The organism is Hanstruepera neustonica (genome assembly GCF_002895005.1).
Lineage (GTDB): Bacteria > Bacteroidota > Bacteroidia > Flavobacteriales > Flavobacteriaceae > Hanstruepera > Hanstruepera neustonica.
This window is the reverse complement of the sequence record NZ_POWF01000001.1, coordinates 600893-620565: the sequence shown is the minus strand read 5'-3', so window position 1 is coordinate 620565 and position 19673 is coordinate 600893. Positions and strand designations below refer to the sequence as shown.

Annotated in this window: 23 protein-coding genes; 10 read left to right on the top strand and 13 right to left on the bottom strand. The window is 36.2% G+C overall.

The genetic code is table 11. From position 1 onward, the window contains the following. Positions 1–184: 184 nt before the first annotated feature. The 4 genes from C1T31_RS02755 to C1T31_RS02740 form a co-directional block, all read right to left on the bottom strand. A complete protein-coding gene (locus C1T31_RS02755; RefSeq protein ID WP_103050921.1) occupies positions 185–889 on the bottom strand; it encodes a Bax inhibitor-1/YccA family protein in 705 nt (234 codons plus the stop codon). 96 nt (positions 890–985) lie between these two features. Next, positions 986–1681, bottom strand: a complete 696-nt coding sequence (locus C1T31_RS02750) for a zinc metallopeptidase (RefSeq protein ID WP_103050920.1) — start codon at positions 1679–1681, stop codon at positions 986–988. Between the two features lie 79 nt (positions 1682–1760). Then, the gene (locus tag C1T31_RS02745; protein WP_123912618.1) at positions 1761–2285 is read right to left on the bottom strand and encodes a hypothetical protein; all 525 of its coding nucleotides are present in this window, start codon (positions 2283–2285) and stop codon (positions 1761–1763) included. 108 nt (positions 2286–2393) lie between these two features. Next, positions 2394–5441, bottom strand: coding sequence for a leucine--tRNA ligase (locus C1T31_RS02740; RefSeq protein WP_103050918.1), 3048 nt, complete (start codon positions 5439–5441; stop codon positions 2394–2396). 126 nt (positions 5442–5567) lie between these two features. On the opposite strand from C1T31_RS02740, the gene C1T31_RS02735 reads away from it, so the two are divergent. The 6 genes from C1T31_RS02735 (at position 5568) to C1T31_RS02710 (ending at position 9584) form a co-directional block, all read left to right on the top strand. Beyond that, complete coding sequence (locus C1T31_RS02735) at positions 5568–6446, top strand: cell division protein FtsX (protein ID WP_103050917.1); 879 nt, start codon at positions 5568–5570, stop codon at positions 6444–6446. Positions 6447–6615: 169 nt separating this feature from the next. Then, positions 6616–6996 (top strand): hypothetical protein, encoded by a 381-nt coding sequence (locus C1T31_RS02730; RefSeq protein ID WP_103050916.1) that lies wholly within the window; start codon positions 6616–6618, stop codon positions 6994–6996. A gap of 10 nt (positions 6997–7006) precedes the next feature. After that, entirely contained in the window at positions 7007–7261 is a 255-nt protein-coding gene (locus C1T31_RS02725) for a DUF3098 domain-containing protein (protein ID WP_103051302.1), read from the top strand. A gap of 54 nt (positions 7262–7315) precedes the next feature. After that, positions 7316–8110 (top strand): undecaprenyl-diphosphate phosphatase, encoded by a 795-nt coding sequence (locus C1T31_RS02720; protein ID WP_103050915.1) that lies wholly within the window; start codon positions 7316–7318, stop codon positions 8108–8110. 4 nt (positions 8111–8114) lie between these two features. Beyond that, a complete protein-coding gene (gene truB / locus C1T31_RS02715; protein ID WP_103050914.1) occupies positions 8115–8810 on the top strand; it encodes a tRNA pseudouridine(55) synthase TruB in 696 nt (231 codons plus the stop codon). Between the two features lie 54 nt (positions 8811–8864). Then, the gene (locus tag C1T31_RS02710; RefSeq protein ID WP_243398881.1) at positions 8865–9584 is read left to right on the top strand and encodes an energy transducer TonB family protein; all 720 of its coding nucleotides are present in this window, start codon (positions 8865–8867) and stop codon (positions 9582–9584) included. Here the strand turns inward: C1T31_RS02710 and C1T31_RS02705 are convergent. Next, a complete protein-coding gene (locus C1T31_RS02705) occupies positions 9581–10201 on the bottom strand; it encodes a thioredoxin family protein (protein WP_103050913.1) in 621 nt (206 codons plus the stop codon). The two genes, C1T31_RS02710 and C1T31_RS02705, sit on opposite strands and share 4 nt — an antisense overlap. Before the next feature lie 89 nt (positions 10202–10290). Here C1T31_RS02705 and C1T31_RS02700 point away from each other — a divergent pair, with 89 nt between their 5' ends. Beyond that, positions 10291–10854, top strand: a complete 564-nt coding sequence (locus C1T31_RS02700; protein ID WP_103050912.1) for a DNA-3-methyladenine glycosylase I — start codon at positions 10291–10293, stop codon at positions 10852–10854. On the opposite strand, the gene aat is transcribed toward C1T31_RS02700, so the two are convergent. The 3 genes from aat to C1T31_RS02680 all read right to left on the bottom strand — a co-directional run bounded on the left by aat (position 10855) and on the right by C1T31_RS02680 (position 13005). Further along, complete coding sequence (gene aat, locus C1T31_RS02695) at positions 10855–11478, bottom strand: leucyl/phenylalanyl-tRNA--protein transferase (RefSeq protein WP_103050911.1); 624 nt, start codon at positions 11476–11478, stop codon at positions 10855–10857. A 258-nt stretch (positions 11479–11736) separates the two neighbouring features. Further along, positions 11737–12114, bottom strand: a complete 378-nt coding sequence (locus C1T31_RS02685) for a DUF3127 domain-containing protein (protein ID WP_103050909.1) — start codon at positions 12112–12114, stop codon at positions 11737–11739. 21 nt (positions 12115–12135) lie between these two features. Next, positions 12136–13005 carry a flavin reductase family protein gene (locus C1T31_RS02680; protein ID WP_103050908.1) on the bottom strand — a complete coding sequence of 290 codons (870 nt, stop codon included), beginning with the start codon at positions 13003–13005 and terminating at the stop codon, positions 12136–12138. A 120-nt stretch (positions 13006–13125) separates the two neighbouring features. Between C1T31_RS02680 and C1T31_RS02675 the strand changes: the two genes are divergently transcribed. Together C1T31_RS02675 and C1T31_RS02670 are read left to right on the top strand one after the other, a co-directional pair. Next, positions 13126–14304, top strand: a complete 1179-nt coding sequence (locus C1T31_RS02675) for a sensor histidine kinase (RefSeq protein WP_103050907.1) — start codon at positions 13126–13128, stop codon at positions 14302–14304. Further along, positions 14301–14654, top strand: coding sequence for a hypothetical protein (locus tag C1T31_RS02670; protein ID WP_103050906.1), 354 nt, complete (start codon positions 14301–14303; stop codon positions 14652–14654). Before C1T31_RS02675 ends, C1T31_RS02670 begins: the two co-directional genes overlap by 4 nt. On the opposite strand, the gene C1T31_RS02665 is transcribed toward C1T31_RS02670, so the two are convergent. From C1T31_RS02665 to greA, 3 genes are all read right to left on the bottom strand, one after another. Further along, complete coding sequence (locus C1T31_RS02665; protein ID WP_103050905.1) at positions 14649–15038, bottom strand: HIT family protein; 390 nt, start codon at positions 15036–15038, stop codon at positions 14649–14651. The two genes, C1T31_RS02670 and C1T31_RS02665, sit on opposite strands and share 6 nt — an antisense overlap. Before the next feature lie 75 nt (positions 15039–15113). Continuing rightward, positions 15114–15548 (bottom strand): hypothetical protein, encoded by a 435-nt coding sequence (locus tag C1T31_RS02660; protein WP_103050904.1) that lies wholly within the window; start codon positions 15546–15548, stop codon positions 15114–15116. Between the two features lie 193 nt (positions 15549–15741). Continuing rightward, positions 15742–16215 carry a transcription elongation factor GreA gene (greA, locus tag C1T31_RS02655; RefSeq protein WP_103050903.1) on the bottom strand — a complete coding sequence of 158 codons (474 nt, stop codon included), beginning with the start codon at positions 16213–16215 and terminating at the stop codon, positions 15742–15744. Between the two features lie 115 nt (positions 16216–16330). Here greA and C1T31_RS02650 point away from each other — a divergent pair, with 115 nt between their 5' ends. Continuing rightward, positions 16331–16780 (top strand): hypothetical protein, encoded by a 450-nt coding sequence (locus C1T31_RS02650; protein ID WP_103050902.1) that lies wholly within the window; start codon positions 16331–16333, stop codon positions 16778–16780. A gap of 36 nt (positions 16781–16816) precedes the next feature. Here C1T31_RS02650 and C1T31_RS02645 read toward each other — a convergent pair whose 3' ends face one another. Both C1T31_RS02645 and arfB read right to left on the bottom strand, forming a co-directional pair. Continuing rightward, on the bottom strand, positions 16817–19030 hold the full coding sequence (locus C1T31_RS02645) for a TonB-dependent receptor (RefSeq protein WP_103050901.1): 2214 nt from the start codon (positions 19028–19030) through the stop codon (positions 16817–16819). 235 nt (positions 19031–19265) lie between these two features. After that, positions 19266–19673, bottom strand: coding sequence for an alternative ribosome rescue aminoacyl-tRNA hydrolase ArfB (gene arfB, locus C1T31_RS02640; RefSeq protein ID WP_103050900.1), 408 nt, complete (start codon positions 19671–19673; stop codon positions 19266–19268).

Genomic DNA, 19673 nt, shown 5'->3' with positions numbered 1-19673 from the left:
CCCGACACCCTCTGTACAACCTTAAGATATAAGGTGTTGACATGATGTTGGTATGGATATAACCTGAATTAAGCTCGGTATAAAGTCGGCATATACTGGGTATATAGTTGACATAAATATGGTATAAATTGCCCATAAAAAAGCCCTACCAAATTGGTAGGGCTTTTCAATATTATTAGTTTTATTAATCTCTTGACAAAAAGATTGATAACACATACCAAAACAACAGCATTAAGGATGCGAACAACCCTAATGAAGCTGGTATATAATCGTCTGTTGAATATTTATTTACCAAGTTTGATGTTTGATATAGAATGGAGCCACCTGCCAACAAACACATGCCTACAGAAAACCATAGGCCTAAATTAAAACCAAATAAGGTTCCTGCTATAATCAACCCGATGGCTATAAAAAACCCAATGGTCAAACTGGTTTTTATAAATGAAAAATCTTTTTTTGTCACAAAAACAACTGCAGACAAACCCGTGAACAATGCCAAAGTAACTATGGCAGCCTGATTTAAAATTTCAGGTCCAGAATCCATGTAAAATGCAGCAACATAAATAAGTGGCACAAAAATTAAGGCTTCAGCAAAAATGTACAAGGTATAAGCTAAATATTGTGTATTCTTATCGGTAGTTTTCATAGTCATGCGTTCTGCATAATTGGTTATAAACATAAAACCACCTAGCATAATCAACCATTTTATCCCATCAACCATAGACAACATAAAGTTGACAATCGTTTCACTTTGTAATAATAAATATTCAAAAAGAATAAAAATTAATACGCCTCCAGCTACATGTGCATAGGTTTTTTTATAAAATGCCACGCGCTCTGCATCTGACACTTCGCTTAATAATAATGGCTCTTGAACTTGATTTTCCATAAATTTAATTGTGTTAGTTAGTATTTATTCATGAAATTTAAGCAAAAAAAAAGTCGGATTGTATGAATCCGACTTAAATATCTTGTTTTTTATTTTTTAGTCTCTACCTCCGAAAATTTGAAGCGCCCAATATAACAAGGATGCCAAAGCACCAATAGCTGCTACTAAATACGTCCTTGCGGCCCATTTTAAAGCATCTTCAGCACCTGAATATTCTTCTTGGGAAAGCATGTTTTTATTTTTTAACCATGCCAAAGCACGGTTACTGGCATCGTATTCTACTGGTAATGTAATAAAGCTAAACAGTGTAGCAAAACCCATAAATATCAAGCCTGCAACGGCTATCCAGAAGCCCATTCCCATACCAGCTGCGGCACCCAATATCAAACCACCAATCACCAACCATTGTGACATACCTGAAGTTACTGAAACTACTGGAACTAGCGCTGAACGCATTTGCAAAGCGCTATAGGCTTGGGCATGTTGCACCGCGTGACCACATTCATGGGCAGCCACAGCTGCTGCTGCTGCGTTACGCTGACTGTAAACTGACTCACTTAAATTAACCGTTTTGTTTTTTGGGTTATAATGGTCTGTTAATTGCCCTGGTGTTGAAATGACCTCAACATCATAAATGCCGTTATCTGACAGCATTTTTTCAGCAATTTCTTTACCGCTCATGCCATTTCGTAAATGTACCTGGGAATATTTTTTAAATTTTTGCTTTAATTGATTACTAACCAACCAACTCACTAAAGCAATTCCACCAATAAGTATATAATATCCAATCATTATGTTCTGTTTTAAACTGTAAATTTAGTTGTAATATAGCAAATAATGCGCCAAATATTCGTTAAGATATTTTGTCAGTTTATTGCTTCATTAAATGGGCTTTTTGCAGTACTGAAATGGGATAGGAAATGACTTCTGTAGCATCTTCACCTGCTGTTCCTGATGTGGTTTGCTGGGCTTTACTGGCAAAGGTGATTTCAAAATCCATGCTGTCTTTATAAAAACGCTCGGTAGTTGTCAGGATGTTGCCCTGAACTTCAAACATGCAGAACAGGGTGTTACCCATTAATTTGGCGTCCAATAAAATACCGTTGTTTTCATCTACAATGTACTCGCCTTTGGCAACATCTTTTTCTAACAAATTATAATGACGTTCCTGACGATTCCCATCCATAATATACACCAACATATATTGATATTTCCCAATGGAGTCGGTTGGATTTAAATGAAACTCCATTTGAATGGTTTGCTTCCCTCGCGGATTCGTAATCTGTAAATCGCCTTTGTAAATACCGTAGAAGTCTTGTGGGAATTGTAACGAGTCGGTTTGGGCTGACAAGCTGAAACAAGCTAGAGTCAATAGAATTATGAGTATTTTTTTCATGCTTAATTCTAAATTTAATCCTTTTAGCCAAAAGATTCCTGCCTTCATTTCGATGTTTCGACAAGCTCAACACAGGCTTACTCAATGTGACACGCAGGAATGACAGTACTATCCTACTATGTTTACTATTTTACCAGGCACTACAATCACTTTTTTAGGTGTTCTACCTTGTAATTGTTCTTGTGTTTTATCGTGTGCCAATACGGTTTTTTCAATATCCTCCTTACTCATATCCAAGGATAGCTCTAACGTAAAACGCATTTTACCGTTAAAGGAAATCGGGTAGTTTTTACTACTTTCTACCAAATATTTCTCCTCAAATTTTGGGAATGGCGCTGTTGAAATAGACTCACTATGACCTAACTGACTCCATAATTCTTCTGCTATGTGTGGTGCATACGGTGAAATTAATACTATCAAGGGTTCTAAAATGTCACGACAAGTACATTTTTGAGCCGTTAACTCATTAACGGCAATCATAAAGGTAGATACAGACGTGTTAAAGGAGAAATTCTCAATATCCTCTTCTACTTTTTTAATGGTTTTGTGTAACGTTTTTAAACTATCTTTTGATGGCTCCGCATCTGTAACCTTAATACCATTGTCATCAACATACAATTTCCAGAGTTTTTTTAGGAACCCATGCACACCTGTAATACCAGCAGTATTCCAAGGTTTGTACTGTTCCAAAGGTCCTAAAAACATTTCATACAAACGTAAAGAGTCTGCTCCATAGTCTTCACAAATCTGGTCTGGATTAACGACGTTGTATTTAGATTTAGACATTTTTTCGACGTCGCGACCTACTTTATAAATTCCACCTTTTCTCGAAATTACTTCGCCTTCTTCACTAATGAATATTGCTTCCTCAAATTCTGGACGCCAATTCTTGAAAGCATCAATATTCAATTCATCGGAAGAATTGACTAATGATACATCAACATGCCTTGTCAAATAACCAATACCTATTTCTTCTTTATCGATCAACCTTCTAATCTCAATTCTTTCCTCGCTAGAATAATTAGAATACAATTCGTTAAAAATTGTTTTGAAAATTTCTTCCTGAATAAACTCATTGCCTGCATTTTCAATAAAAATTTTAGAAGAAACAAATACTTTATTATGTTGAAAAACAAAGTTTGGAGAATAATTTGGCATAAATTCATAAACAAAAGCACTCGTCCCTAAAATCATACCCTGGTTAATGAGTTTTTTAGCAAACTCATCTACAGGTACCAAGCCTAAATCATACATAAATTTTTGCCAAAAACGTGCGTATAATAGGTGCCCAGTTGCGTGCTCACTGCCACCAATATATAAATCTACTTGCTGCCAGTAATTCACCGCTTCCTGCGAGAAGATTTCGGTGTCATTATGTGGGTCCATATAACGGTTAAAATACTGGCTACTGCCTGCCCAACCTGGCATGGTGTTTAACTCTAAAGGATATACACCATTGTGCTGAGACGTCTCGACTCCGCTCGACGAGACAGAACTCTTGCTGTCATGCTGAACTTGTTTCAGCATCTCATTAGAAACTACTTTATTGTTTTTTGTATCCCAAGCCCAAGTGGTGGCATTACCTAGAGGTGGTTCGCCAGTTTCGGTTGGTAAGTATTTTTCTACTTCTGGTAAGGTAATGGGTAAATGCTTGGCATCAATCATCTGCGGCATGCCATTAACATAATACACTGGGAATGGTTCGCCCCAATAACGCTGGCGCGAAAATACGGCATCACGCAAACGGTAATTGGTTTTGCCTTTACCTTGACCTATTTGCTCCAGTTCAAAAATAGCTCGTTTGGTTGCTTTTTTGTAATTCAAACCATTAAGGAAATCGCTGTTAGCAATCACCGTATTTTCCTTATCCGAAAAGGCTTCTTCAGAAATGTCAACACCTTCAAAAATATTTGGGATTGGAATATTGAAATGCTTGGCAAAATCATAATCACGCTGGTCACCACATGGCACGGCCATTACAGCTCCTGTTCCGTAGCTTGCCAAAACATAATCGCCAATCCAGATGGGAATGGGTTCTTTAGTAAAGGGATGCTCGGCAAAAGCACCGGTAAACACACCAGAAATAGTTTTAACATCGGCCATTCTATCGCGTTCGCTGCGTTTAGCCGTTGCTTCAATGTAGGCTTCTACTTCAGCCTTTTGTTCGTCCGTTGTGATTTTCGCCACTAATTCATGCTCTGGTGCCAAAGTCATAAAAGACACACCAAAAATAGTATCAGGACGTGTGGTGAAGACATCAATTACAGCATCATGATTATTAACCTTGAAAGTCACAGAGGCTCCAACCGATTTACCAATCCAATTGCGTTGGCTCTCCTTTAGAGAATCTGTCCAATCGATGGTTTCCAATCCTTGTAATAAGCGTTCAGCATAAGCCGATATACGCATAGACCATTGGGTCATTTTCTTTCTAACCACAGGATGTCCGCCACGTTCTGAAACGCCATTGACAATCTCATCGTTTGCTAAAACCGTTCCTAAAGCAGGACACCAATTGACTTCGGTTTCTGCTAAATAGGTTAATCGGTATTGCAATAAAATTTCTTGTTGTTTTTCAGAAGACAAACCATTCCATTCTTCCGCAGTAAAATCAACTACATCATCATCACAAGCCCCATTCACGTTAGCATTTCCTTCTTTTTCGAAAACAGAAATTAGCGTCTCAATGTTTTCGGCTTTATCACTATCAAAATTATACCATGAGTTGAACAGTTGAATGAAAATCCACTGGGTCCATTTGTAATAACTCGGGTCACTGGTACGAATTTCACGAGACCAATCGAATGAAAACCCGATTTGATCTAACTGTCTGCGATAGGTTTTAATATTTTCTTCAGTGGTAATGGCAGGATGCTGACCAGTTTGAATAGCATACTGTTCCGCTGGTAATCCAAAGCTATCATAGCCTTGTGGATGCAAAACGTTAAACCCTTTATGGCGTTTAAAACGTGCATAAATATCGGAAGCAATATACCCTAACGGATGCCCAACATGCAGTCCGGCACCACTTGGATATGGAAACATATCCAATACGTAATATTTAGGTTTGTCTGAATGGTTGTCCGCTTTAAAGGTTTGGTTGTCTGTCCAATACTTTTGCCATTTGGCTTCTATCTCGTTGAAATTGTATTTCATCGTCCTGTTTTTCCGCTTATAAAAGCGCAAATTTAAGCTTATTATAACAATGTTGAAAGTTTAAACGTTGTAATCCTTAACAGAATAGATTTCTTTTATATTTTTACGTCATTAACAAACATCTCTATGAGCTCATCATTTGACAGGTATCAAAAACGCCGCTTAATTTCATCCTATTTTTCAGTTGTTTTGAGTATTGGTCTCGTATTATTCCTATTGGGTTTACTAGGAATGCTGGTAATAAATGCCAAAAAGGTTTCAGATCATTTTAAAGAACAGGTAGTCGTTACTATTTACTTGAAAGATTCTGCCAAAGATGTTGAGATTAAACAATTGGAGAAGAGTTTAGCGCTTTCTGAATACGTTAAATCCACGGAATTTGTTTCTAAAGAACAAGCTGCGGAGTCTATGAAAGCTGAAAATGGGGAGGATTTTATGGAGTTTTTGGGTTATAATCCCTTACAAAATTCCATAGATGTGCATGTTAAAGCCGATTATGTGAATGAAACCCAATTGCAGGCCATATCGGAAGAGGCATTGACCAAAAGCTTTGTAGATGAAGTGCGGTATGATAATGATTTAGTCACTTTAATGAATAATAACGTTAAGAGAATCAGCTTTTGGATTTTGGTCATTAGTGCCTTATTTACGGTTATTGCGGTGCTGCTTATTAATAGTTCCATAAGGCTATCTGTATATTCCAAACGTTTTACCATCAAAACCATGCAAATGGTAGGCGCTACGAAGCAGTTTATACGTAGACCCTTTGTTTGGAAGAGTGTACGCTTGGGTGTTATCGGCGCAATTTTAGCCATGATAGGTATGGCTATTGTGTTCTATTACGTCAACAAAACATTCCCTGAACTCAACTTACTGAACAATACGGTACTCATTGTTGCATTGTTTGCGGGTATTTTTATGTTGGGTATTGTTATTACCTGGATTAGCACGTTTATTGCCACACAACGGTTTTTGAATTTAAAGACGGATCAGTTGTATTATTAGTGATTAGTGATTAGTGATTAGTGATTAGTGATTAGAAAAATGCAAAAAAGAATCTAATTGTTGACTAGTGACACATAAAATACGAAATATAGAACCCTGATTTTAATTTTTAGTTAATACTAATTTTACTTATCCCTCGTTAAAATGGTATAACCAACATTTTCTTCAAATGAAAAAATCCGTTCTATTCATTTTTATTTCGATAATACTTTTGGGAATTATTAGTTTTTTTGGTATAAAATCTCTAATAATTCAAGACCCACAACCCGAAAGCTGTGTAGTCGAAACAGAAACCATTATTAAGATTAGTGAAGGGACGTCCTACGACATTGTATTTAGTGACAGCCATGGTGACCACTATTATATTAACCGTGGATTAGAACGCGGATTAAATTTAGATTCTCTTAACGCAAAAGTTTTAAATAAAAGGGTTACTTTGCACTTACCTAAATTATGGTTAGGAACATCAGAACACATTGCGCAATTGGCAGTTGGTGACGATATTATTTTTACAGAATTTTCCTCCTCTGATACAGCTACGGAGGATTAAAAAATTGATTATGGGCGAACAAAAACGAAAAGAAGCAGCAAGAGCAGAATTTATATTTGGGAAAAAGAATTATAAATTCATGTTGATTGGATTGGCTTTTATAGCGTTGGGCTTTATTTTAATGTCTGGAGGTGGCAGCGACGACCCTAATGTGTTTAATCCCGATATTTTTAGTTGGCGTCGCATTCGTTTGGCTCCTGCTTTAGTTCTCATAGGTTTTGGGATTGAGGTTTATGCCATTCTTTTGAATCCTGATAAAAAATAACACTTATTTACTTCATTGGACACTTTGATAAGTGCATTTTGATATTTTTGCCCTATGGATATTTCAGATTCAATTATTTTAGGTGTTATTCAAGGACTTACTGAATTTTTACCAGTTTCTTCTAGCGGTCATTTAGAATTAGGCAAGGCCATTTTGGGTGATGCATCCATTCCGAAGGAAAGCTTATTATTTACTGTAGTTCTTCATTTTGCTACGGCATTAAGCACTATGGTTGTTTTTAGAAAGGATCTCTGGTTATTGTTAAAAGGGATTTTAAAATTCCAATGGAATGAAGACCTACAATTTGCTGCAAAAATAGCCCTTTCCATGATACCTGCCGTCATTGTCGGGTTATTTTTTGAAGAGCAATTGGAAAGCCTATTTGGAGGGAATATTATGTTGGTTGGATTCATGTTACTCGTAACGGCTATTTTATTACTACTGGCAGACAAAGCCAAGGATACCTTTAAAAAAGTGAGTTTTGGCAATGCCTTTGTTATTGGGATTTCTCAAGCCATAGCCATGCTACCAGGTATTTCACGTTCGGGCGCTACCATTTCAACATCTGTATTGCTTGGCAATGATAAATCGCGTGCTGCACGTTTTTCATTTTTAATGGTTATTCCATTGATATTTGGCAAAATTGCGAAGGATATTTTAAGTGGCGAACTGACCTATGAAAGTTCCAATTTTACATCATTGAGTATCGGTTTTATAGCCGCTTTTGTAGCTGGTTTATTTGCATGTACCTGGATGATAGCCCTTGTTAAGAAAAGTAAACTCTCCTATTTTGCGGCTTATTGTATCATTGTTGGTCTGGCTGCTATAATCTATGCCTGGGTAAATTAACGATATGAAAACTGCTGAAGATTTTCTTAATGGCGAAGTCCTACTGATTGACAAACCCTTGAATTGGACATCATTTCAGGTTGTCAATAAGTTACGATGGGAAATACGACATACGTTTAACATCAAAAAAATAAAGGTTGGTCACGCAGGTACTTTAGACCCCTTGGCTACCGGTCTTCTGGTGATTTGTACGGGAAAAATGACCAAACAAATCAACACTTTTCAAGGTCAGGACAAGGAATATACAGGAACCTTTGTCATTGGGAACACCACGCCTTCCTATGATTTAGAAACAGAAATCGATCATACTTTTCCAACGGATCATATTACTGAAGAACTGATTCATCAAACCACCCAACAATTTATTGGGGATATTGAACAATATCCACCCGTTTTTTCAGCTATCAAAAAAGATGGTAAACGATTGTATGAATTTGCGCGAGCTGGTGAAGACGTTGAAATACAGTCCCGAACAGTTACTATTTCCGAATTTGAAATTACCAAGATTGATGGCAATAATCTTGATTTTAGAGTGATTTGCAGTAAAGGCACGTATATTCGTTCTTTGGCTCATGATTTTGGCAAAGCACTGAATTCAGGTGCTCATTTATCTGTTTTAAGACGAACCAAAATCGGTTCTTTTGATGTTGCGAATGCCCTTTCTCCAGAGGTCTTTATAAAAAGCTTAACGACCAAATAAGCCTTTTTTCCGTATATTAGATTGAAACATGCTTGATTAGCCTAATTAAAATCTTTGAATTTAACCGATAAACATAAAGCTATGTTGATAACGGCCCTAATTTCGGGAACGATGGTTATGGGTATGTTTACGTTTCAGCTAAAACAACAGGAAGACCTTATAACGGAAAGCTATTATTTAGTTGAACCAAAGACTGAAGAAGAACTTCAAGAAGAAGCATTAGCAAAAGAAGCCGCTGAAAAACAGGCAGCAGAAACCAATAAAGCCTACAACGAAACCGAAAACTACAAACGGTTTGCTCAAGCTTATCAACCTATTGCACCTCCAAAAGATTATGAATATACACCTTCTGAAAATCAAGGAGAAGACAACAATGGTACAAATGAAACCACCACTTCGCAGCCTGAAATAGACGATGAGGTTTTATCCTCATTTGACAATGTAAACTCGGTGCTAAAAAAACAGCAAAGTAATTTAAGTCAGCAGTCCGTAAACAAAAAAAGTTCGATGCATTATTCGTTGGTAAATAGAACACATAGATATTTACCAACACCCATTTACCTATGCGAAACGGGCGGTAAAGTAGTTGTCAACATAACTGTTAATGCAGTAGGAAAGGTTACTAATGCTTCAATAAATGAAGCAGCATCTACAAACAATGTCTGCCTACACGATCATGCCATTGATTACGCTAAAGATGCCCGATTTAGTGCTGATGCTTCAAAAAAATCGCAATTAGGATCCATTACGTTTTACTTTGAAGGAAAAAATTAAACTCCCAACAGTTGCAATAAGTCCTCAATGGCAGTCTGGCCTTTATTAGCATTGTACCATCGTTGAAGGTCCTCCTTAAATTCAGGGGTTAGTTTTCCGTGTACTTTCTTAAAATCATTAACCAGTTTTGTTGCTTGACTTGGTCTAGGTCCATAAGTTCCTAAAACATCTTTGGTCTTATTATCCAACATAATTAGTTTTGGAATGGCCCTGCCGCCATTGGTTAAAAATTGATTCATAAGGTCGTAATTGTCGTCTCGCATTACCAATTTTAAATCAATATTTTGATTGAGCTCTGCAATTTTGTTTAAAACAGGAATAACATGTGCCGCATCACCACACCAGCTTTCGGTAATGACTAACCAAGTAACTTGTTTATCAAATCCTTCTAAACGTTTTTTAGACTCTTCAGAAACTTTTACCGTTTTATCCCAGCGTTTCATTCGACGATCATTCAGCATCGTATAATTAACCATAGCTTCTGATTTGTCATTCCCAGTAGTCAATTTATTGTCAACCATATTTTTGACCAATTCCTTGTAGTCCTTATAGTTTATGGCTGTTTTTAAACTATTATCTATAATCGTTTGAATGTCCTTATCGTGGGTGATTTCCATATAATTATTTTAAACAAAAATACATTTATTCTACCGCCGTTTGCGTGACAGTTGTTACATTAGTAGAAAGAATCTTTAAACCTTACAAAATGACAAAACACAGATGTGGCTGGTGTGTTGGAGATGACTTATACGAAGCATACCATGATCAAGAATGGGGCGTTCCAGTTTATGATGATGAGACCTTATTTGAGTTTTTAATTCTGGAAACCTTTCAAGCCGGATTAAGCTGGATTACGATTTTAAGAAAGCGCGAAAACTTTAGAAAGGCGTTTGATAATTTTGACTACCAAAAAATAGCCTCTTACCAACAACCTAAAATCGACAGCTTGTTGCAAGATGCGGGAATCATTCGCAACAAATTAAAAATCAATGCCACTGTGAGCAATGCTCAAGCTTTTATGAAAATTCAGGAGGAGTTTGGTTCCTTTTCTAAATACATCTGGGGATTTGTTGACCATAAACCCATAAAAAACAACCTAAAAAACCACAAAAATGCACCTGCAACAACTGCTATTTCCGATGCTTTGAGCAAAGATTTAAAAAAACGCGGTTTTAAATTTGTTGGTAGTACCGTTGTTTATGCACACATGCAGGCAACTGGTATGGTGAATGACCACGAGGTGACATGTTTCAGGTATGATGAAGTCTAACTACAGATGCTTTAAAAAATCTTCCCTAGAAATATCTTCAGCACCCAGACTCGCCAAATGGTTTGTATAAACTTGACAGTCAATAAGGCCGTAGCTGGTATTTTGTATATAAGTTATAAATCCTACTTTACTGGCATTGGCAACCTTTGAAAACATACTTTCACCACAAAAAACGCCATTGCCCAAATCAACACCATAAAGACCTCCAACCAATTTACCCTCCAACCATACTTCTACTGATTTGGCAAAACCCATGTGATGTAGTTCTGAATAAGCTTCTATCATGCCAGAAGTAATCCAAGTTCCACCTTGACCATTTCGCTTTATTTTAGAACATTCTGAAATGACTTCTTCAAATTCTTGATTAACTGTTACCTCAAAATCTGAATTTCGAAGTACCTGCTTCATACTTTTTGAAACTTTTAGTTTACCTGGAAACAACACAAAACGCGGGTCGGGAGACCACCACAAAATAGGTTCGTCATCATTAAACCATGGAAAAATGCCCATTTTATAAGCAATCAGCAACCGCTCAACCGATAGGTCGCCACCGATAGCCAATAGTCCATTTTCATCGGTTAAACGTGGGTTTGGGAAAGCTATTTCAGTTCCTAAAATATGCATAAGTCATTTAAAATGAATTCATTGAATCCCCTAGTTGCAGTTCTTATACCTCTATAGTTTTTGAAAATACAACTTTTTTCACCATCTTTACAGTGGCCTTTGTGCAATAAATTTTGTTCATCATTGCTTTTTTTGAGTTTGTTTATAAAGGTCAAATCTAAAACCACAAAACTAAAGCCTTGTTCATTCAAGGCTTTTTTATATAAAAAAATCCCAACTTCAAAAGTTGGGATTGACATTTTATAAGTCTTTATTTTTTTAAAAAGGAAGATCGTCATGATCGTCTTCATTTAAATCATTTGCTGGCTCAAATGCTTCAACTGGTGGAACAGGAGGCATTTCAGTGTTAGATGATTCCGCTTGTAACGCTTCAATGCGCCATCCTTGAATAGAGTTAAAATATTTGGTCTCACCTTGAGGATTCACCCATTCCCTACCACGTAAATTGATATTGACTTTTACTTGTTGCCCTACTTGAAAATTGTTTAGCAAGTCTGTTTTATCCTGAACAAACTCAATCAAGATATGTTGTGGATACTGTTCTTCAGTTGTTACGACCACTTCTCTTTTTCTAAATCCGTTTGCACCGAAAGTTTGTGTGTCTCCAATTAATTTAATTCTCCCTTGTACTTCCATTTTCTATTCTAATTTTCTGTGTTATGATAATAATATTTTCCAGGCACTTTCTACATCACCAAAACTTAAGTAGTTATGTGCCAATTTATGTTTTTCTCTATGTGTAGCTTCTGAAATATTGGGATAGCGTTCACTAACCGATGCTACAAATTCCCGAACTGATTCCTCACTGGGAAGCGATTCAACATTTCCTAGCATGCCTAAATCATTTCCAGTTAAAATCATGCTGTTTTTAATGTGTTCGGGCATACTGTCAACGCCAATCCCCAATGTTGACAATGGCTTGGGTATTTCAAAAAACCCATTTTTAGCTCGGCTATAATAACTTCCGCCAGCACGCGCCACTAAATCTAACGTCTCTTGTACAATATGGCCATTCTCATCCAAAACCTCATCATCAATATGCATTTTAACAACCTCGCATATCACTAAATTCCCTGCACCTCCTTCATGTCCTAAAGAGATGACTTCATTGACTTTGCATTCAATTTGAATGGGTGATTCTGCTACACGAAATGGTTTGACCATATCGGACTTTTGCATTTGCAACCCAGCTTTCTCAAATTCATTGATATTTTCTGGATATTCCGTACTGCTCAAAGACATTTGGTGTACCATATCAAAATTCACAACATTGATAACCACTTCCTTGGTTTCTAAAACATTTTCCAAAGTATGTTTCGTGGTATTATCCCTAACACGCCTTGCTGGTGAAAATATCATGATTGGCGGATTGGCACTGAACACATTAAAGAAACTAAAAGGAGATAAATTCGGGTTACCTTCCTTATCAATCGTACTGGCAAAAGCAATTGGTCTGGGTGCAACAGCACACAACAAATAACTGTGTAATTTGCCTGTTGAAAGCTCTTTGGGTTCGAATGATGTCATGAATTATTTTTAATTTGCACAAATGTAATTAATCTGATAATGAACTAAAAATGATTTGGTTGCCATCTCACACAATATTATTAACAGATTTACATTATATTACCGTTTGTAAATGACTCTATGATTTTTTCGAAACATCGTAATATTACGCGTTGGATTATTGTTATTGCGTCCTTTGGAATAATATCATTAATACTCTGGAACACTTATGTGTTTTTTCAGCATTTCAAAGAAGAACAGCGCAAAAAAATGGATATTTGGGCTGCTGCACAAAGTGATATTCAGCAAAATTTTTTAACGGACAATATCAATCCAGTTTCTTCAAAAGTTTTTTTTGATACGAAAAATGACAATCCCATGATTGTGGTTAATGAACAAAATGAAGTTGGGTTTTGGCGCAATATTGATAGTACCATGCTTGATAATAAAGGTTATGTTACTAAACTGGTCAATAAATTCAAAGAAGAAAACAAACCTATTGAACTTGCCTATTTTGATTCAGAATTAAACTCCAATGTGAATTTAGGCAAACTTTATTATGGTAATTCACCATTGATAAATAAACTAAAATATTATCCTTTAGCACTTTTATTAATCATTTTTCTATTCGGTGCCGTGGTATATTTCTTTTACCGTAGTTCAAAAATTGCAACGCAAAACAAACTTTGGTCTGGCATGGCTAAAGAAACAGCCCATCAGATAGGCACTCCGCTATCATCCTTGATTGGATGGACTGAAATTTTAAAAACAGAAAATATCAATCCTGATTACATCGTCGAAATTGAGAAGGATATTAGCCGATTACAAACCATTACCGAGCGTTTCAGTAAAATAGGGTCTTTACCAACACTTGAAAAAGCTGACATTGTGCAAGAAACCATAGACTCCTACGATTATTTAAAAGCGCGTTCTTCAGACCTTATAGATTTTGAATTACAAGCTCCAGGTGAAGCTATTTTTGTTCAACTGAATAAGCAATTGTACAGTTGGACTATTGAGAATTTGGTGAAAAACGCCATTGATGCTATGAAAGGTAAAGGAAAGCTCTCTATTTCCATACAGCAACTGGAAGAGACTGTGAAAATTCAAGTAAGTGATACTGGGAAAGGCCTTTCAAAAAAACAGTTCAGGACGATTTTCGAGCCCGGTTTTACCACCAAAAAACGTGGTTGGGGATTGGGACTTTCATTAGCCAAACGTATCATTGAAGAATTTCATGGTGGTAAAATTAAGGTATTGCATTCCGAACCCAATAAAGGGACTACTATGCAAATTGAATTAAAATCGGTTTCATCATGAAAGAAAGTTTTATCACCATCAAAGAAGTTGCACTAAAAAATAACTGCCCGGAATGTTACAGTAATGACGGATTACGTTTGACGTTCAAGCAAAAATTTATTGAAACCCATTTTTACAAATCCCTCACAACGGAAACCAGTCATGTGCTCTCTTGTAAAACTTGTAATACCACCATTTACCCAATTAGTTGGACTGACGATATTGAGCGCGTCTTTAAATATCACCAACGGGCTTTTGTCCCTAAAAAAGCATCATTTAAATTAAATAAAAAGGCTTGGATATTGATAGGCATTGCTATTGCCTTAATTATTGCAGGAGTTGCTTTATTCCTTTTAAAGGATCATTTATAATTGGGCTCGTATTGCAGATGCAATTTCTTTGAAATCCTCATCAGATAGTTTTTGTTTACTAATAAAGCGTGCATCTTCCATAGAGTTTAGTGGAATTAAATGCACGTGTGCATGAGGTACTTCCAATCCTATAACGGTCATGCCCACTCGTTTACAAGGGACAGCCTTGGCAATGGCGCGAGCCACTAATTTTGAAAAAGCCATCAATTCCAAATAGGTATCATCATCTAAATCAAACAACTTATCAACTTCTTGTTTTGGGATACACAACGTATGGCCTTTAGCATTGGGATTAATATCTAAAAAAGCAAAAAACTTGTCGGTTTCCGCTATTTTATAACATGGGATTTCGCCGCTAATAATTTTTGTGAAGATAGATGCCATACTGTAAGGTTTCTGTAAATATAAAAAGATTCCTGCATCACAGGAATCTTTATAAAAAATAAATATTATTAAGGTTTAATTCATTATTACTTTCTCATATTTAGAAGCGCAAGCACCTGATTCATCACAACTGCCTGGAGGTCTTAATATTAAATTATGATTATCAAAAGATATATTAAATTCTTGAACATCTGGATTTTGAAATCCAGGACAGTCAAAGGTTCTTACTAAATAATTAGCAGGATCATTTTCATAAGTACCTTCACAGTCATAACCCGTTCGTGTTACCGTAAAATCAGCATTAAATGAATAAGAATGACTATACCAATCTGGTACAGATTGCCATTGGGTTTCACCTGTACTTTGAATAGGTATGTTTAACGCAATTAATTTCCAAGTCCCAATCAAGGTATCTTCTTGAGGTTCGTTATTTCCCTGTGGCACAACATTATTATCATCTGAACTACAGGCAACAATAATCAATGCCAATATGATTGTAAGCTTTTTCATAACAAAGCAATTAAGTTGCTAGTATCTCAAATATACCCATTTATTTCCTTTAGTAAAATACGTACATGCAAGTATTTGTATATTTTCGATGAAAAACACGATGTCTTTAAGGTTTTCCATAAAAACAAAAAACGATATGCTAGTTTACCATATCGTTTTTTAACTATAAAAGATTCCTGCTTTTGCAGGAATTTTATCTGGAGATTTCCAGGATGTCAAATTTCATGACGCCGTTTGGCACTTTGACCTCGGCAACTTCACCAACCGATTTCCCTAACAAGCCTTTTCCAATAGGTGAATTGACAGAAATCTTTCCAGAAGCTAAATCAGCTTCACCATCGGCAACTAGCGTGTAGGTCATTTCCATTCCATTGGTTTGGTTTTTAATTTTAACTGTTGATAATACCAACACTTTGGAAGTGTCCAATTGTGATTCATCAATCAATCTAGCACCAGCCAAGGTTTCTTCCAATTTAGAAATTTTCATTTCCAAAAGACCTTGTGCTTCTTTAGCAGCATCATATTCGGCATTTTCACTTAAATCACCCTTATCTCGCGCTTCGGCAATAGCTTGCGATGCGCGTGGGCGCTCTATATCTTTTAATTGTTTTAACTCGTCTCGTAGTTTTTTTAACCCTTCTGCTGTGTAATAAGATACTTTACTCATAACTTCATCGTTTTATAATAAAAAAATCCCGCTTACACGAGATAACATGACAAATATACAAAATATTTAAAGCTGAACGCTTTTTGTCGTAAATTGCAACCGAAAATTGAATACTATGAAAAAAATTGCTTTGGTGTTAATTCTTTGTTTGACACTATCGTCATGTAATAAAAATGATGATAATATTATACAAAACAATCAATACATCCCAGATATTGCTTTTGATACTGGTGAACTTATTAATCTATCATTACCACAATATTCCGATCTTCGTTTTGCTGGCAACCACTATATTACACCTTCCAATTATGGTGTAAATGGTGTGGTTGTATATAACGCTGGGAACAATAATTTTAGTGCTTTTGAATTAACCGACCCTAATCACGCTCTACGTAATTGTTCAACTTTGACGGTTGAAGGTGTTTTGGCCACTTGTGATTGTGACGATTCTAAAACATACGATATTTTAACAGGGCAACCACAAGAAGGGACTACTGGAATTTATGGTTTAAAACGCTATTTTGTTGAAAAAACTGGGGATATAATCCGGGTTTGGAATAACTAAAAAAAAAGCGACCAAGTGAGGTCGCTTTTTTGTTGTTTAAAACTTCAAAGTCATTCCCAACAAGAAATTGGTTGTTGCCTGTGGGTAAAAACCAGCGCCTTCGATGGTGGTTACTTCTGGCGGATTAGACCACGTGTCATCATAGGTATAATAATAGCCATTGGATTCATATTTCTCGTTAAAGATATTATTCACCAATCCTGAAAACACAATAGCATCCAAAAACGGTTTCTTTCCTTCATTTTGTTGAAATGACAACTCGTAGTTGATACTAAAATCGTTTACAAAATAACTGTCTAATATCGAGGCTTCAGCTTCCGTATTACTCATGTATTGCTCACCAACATACTTACTTAACAAACTCATTTGTAAATTTGAAATCGGTTGAAAAACCACAGCATTTCCGACTATCAGATTAGGTGAAAAAGAAATATCTGTTTTGCCCAAATTCACCAATTCACCATCAATTGATGTGATCATTTCCTTATTTTTATTAGTGCTAATCGTCAGATTAGGCTGAATGGCAAATTTGTTTCCCAGTTGAATAGCGGCATCCAATTCGAGTCCCAATCTATAACTTTCGCCACTATTAGTTCGGATAGGATTACCCACATTATCGATATTTCCAGTTAACACTAACTGCTCGTTGTATAACATAAAGTAAGTATTGGCATTCAATCTGAACTTATCCTTTTTTAGACGCCAACCCAATTCAAAATCATTTAACTGTTCCGGTTTTACAGTCGCATTGTTTTCGAAGTCATCCCTATTAGGTTCTCTGTTCGCTCTAGCATAAGAAAAGTACAAGCTACTACTAGCGTTTATCGTATAAGTGATACCCGCTTTTGGATTAAAAAATGTATAATTTTCATCAACCAATAACGGTATTCTATCCGAGGTGAGTCCGGTAGTTTTGTAATCTACCAATCGTAATTGCAAATCGGCAAAAAGGCTTATTTTATCATTGAGTCTATAATTGCCCTTTCCAAAAAAATTAATATCCGTTTTCTTGCCGTTACCATTGTAGTATCTATCGGTATTCATACTATTACTGGCAAATTGTGCCCATATAATCTCACCAAAGTGGTCACCATCATAAAAGCTATAGGATCCTCCAAAAATGGCATCTATCTGATCCTTTTGAAAGTTTGCATTGGCGTTAATAACATAAAAGTCATTATCCAACCAACGTCTGCGTACCAAATCGGTTTCAGAAACTGTTTCATTTCCAACTACAACATCTTCTAAACCATAACTAGCCAAACTTTCATCTTCCCTAAATTGCTCAAAATAGCCTCGCCCATAGGTATAGTTCAGTGCCAAGTTTGTAGACCAATAATTGTTATAGCGCTCATTCCAGTGTAATTGATAATGGTCTTGCTGGTAATTATCTACTTCATTTTCATAGAACTGAATATTACCGCTTGCATCAGTATACTCGCCAGCTGTATTATAGGTTCTATCGTTTTCCAACTTTTCTAAATCTTCCAGGCCATTCCATGATTGATACGTTCTTTCCTTACCAGCAAAGGTGATGGCCTTTATAACACGGTTATCATCAACATAAGAGCCTTGAAGGAAATAAGATTTTAAATCGGATTCAGCACGATCGATATAACCATCTGATTTAATTGCCGATAGTCTTCCAGCTACTTCAAAATGGTCTTTAAGCAAACCCGTACTAAATTTTAGAGTATGCTTTCTGGTATTAAAACTACCAAAGGAATTAGCAAATTCGGCATAGGAATTTTCAGAAATCGCATCAGTCAATACATTGATACTGGCACCAAAAGCTCCAGATCCATTTGATGATGTTCCAACGCCTCGTTGTAACTGTAAGCTTTCAACTGATGAAGCAAAATCCCCTAAATTTACCCAAAAAGTTCCTAATGATTCAGCATCATTATAAGGAATTCCGTTGATGGTGACATTTGTTGATTGTGCATTGATACCACGTACGCGAATACCTGTATAACCAACACCTGCGCCTGCATCAGAAGTTGTGACCACCGAAGGTAAATAATTTAACAGAATGGGTATATCCTGCCCTAAATTACGTTCGGCAATCTCTTCTTTTGTGAGGTTGGAATGAGTAATGGGAGATGTTGCTTTGACACGCACAGCGCTTACCATAACTTCATTTAACACTTCCAGTTCAGTGGAGTCTTTAGGTTGAACAACTGGTTCTTCCTGTGAAAACGCACTTGTAGACACTACAATTAGTGCTAAAAATGTGAATAAATTTTTCATTCGATAAAATAATTTTTGCCGAATAAAAAGAGGTCATTATTCTTGTTTAATAATTGATTTTAAATGGAATATCTAAACAGTTCCGGATACAGTTTTAATATTCACAGTCCCTAAACAGCATTACCTGTTCTAGGTTCATTGGGTATGATCTCAGCCGTAATTTGGCACCCCTTTTTTGAGAACGCCACAAAGGTAGCTAACAATTAATGATTATCCATAAAATTAACTTCATATTTTATGGAAGCTCCGGTGGTTTTCTGTTGGCTTTTTTGTCTGATTGTTGTCGCTTTTTGGATAAACGTTTTAATTTCACAGCTTTAGGAACTGCCGTTTTTTTTCGTTTTTTAGCAACTTTTAGTCCACCATTGATGATTTCTACGAATCTTTTAATGACCGTCTCTTTGTTTTTATGCTGGCTTCGGCTTTCATCACTTTGCAAAATCAAAATGCCATTGCTGGTCAATCGGTTTTTCAAATTAGTTAATAGCCGTTCCTTTTGTTCATCTTTAAAAACCTGGGAATTTATTAAATCAAAACTCAAAACCACTTTTGACGATACTTTATTGACATGCTGACCACCAGCCCCAGAACTTCGAACAGCTTTGAATTCCAATTCAGATAAAAGCAGGGATTCATCAAACAT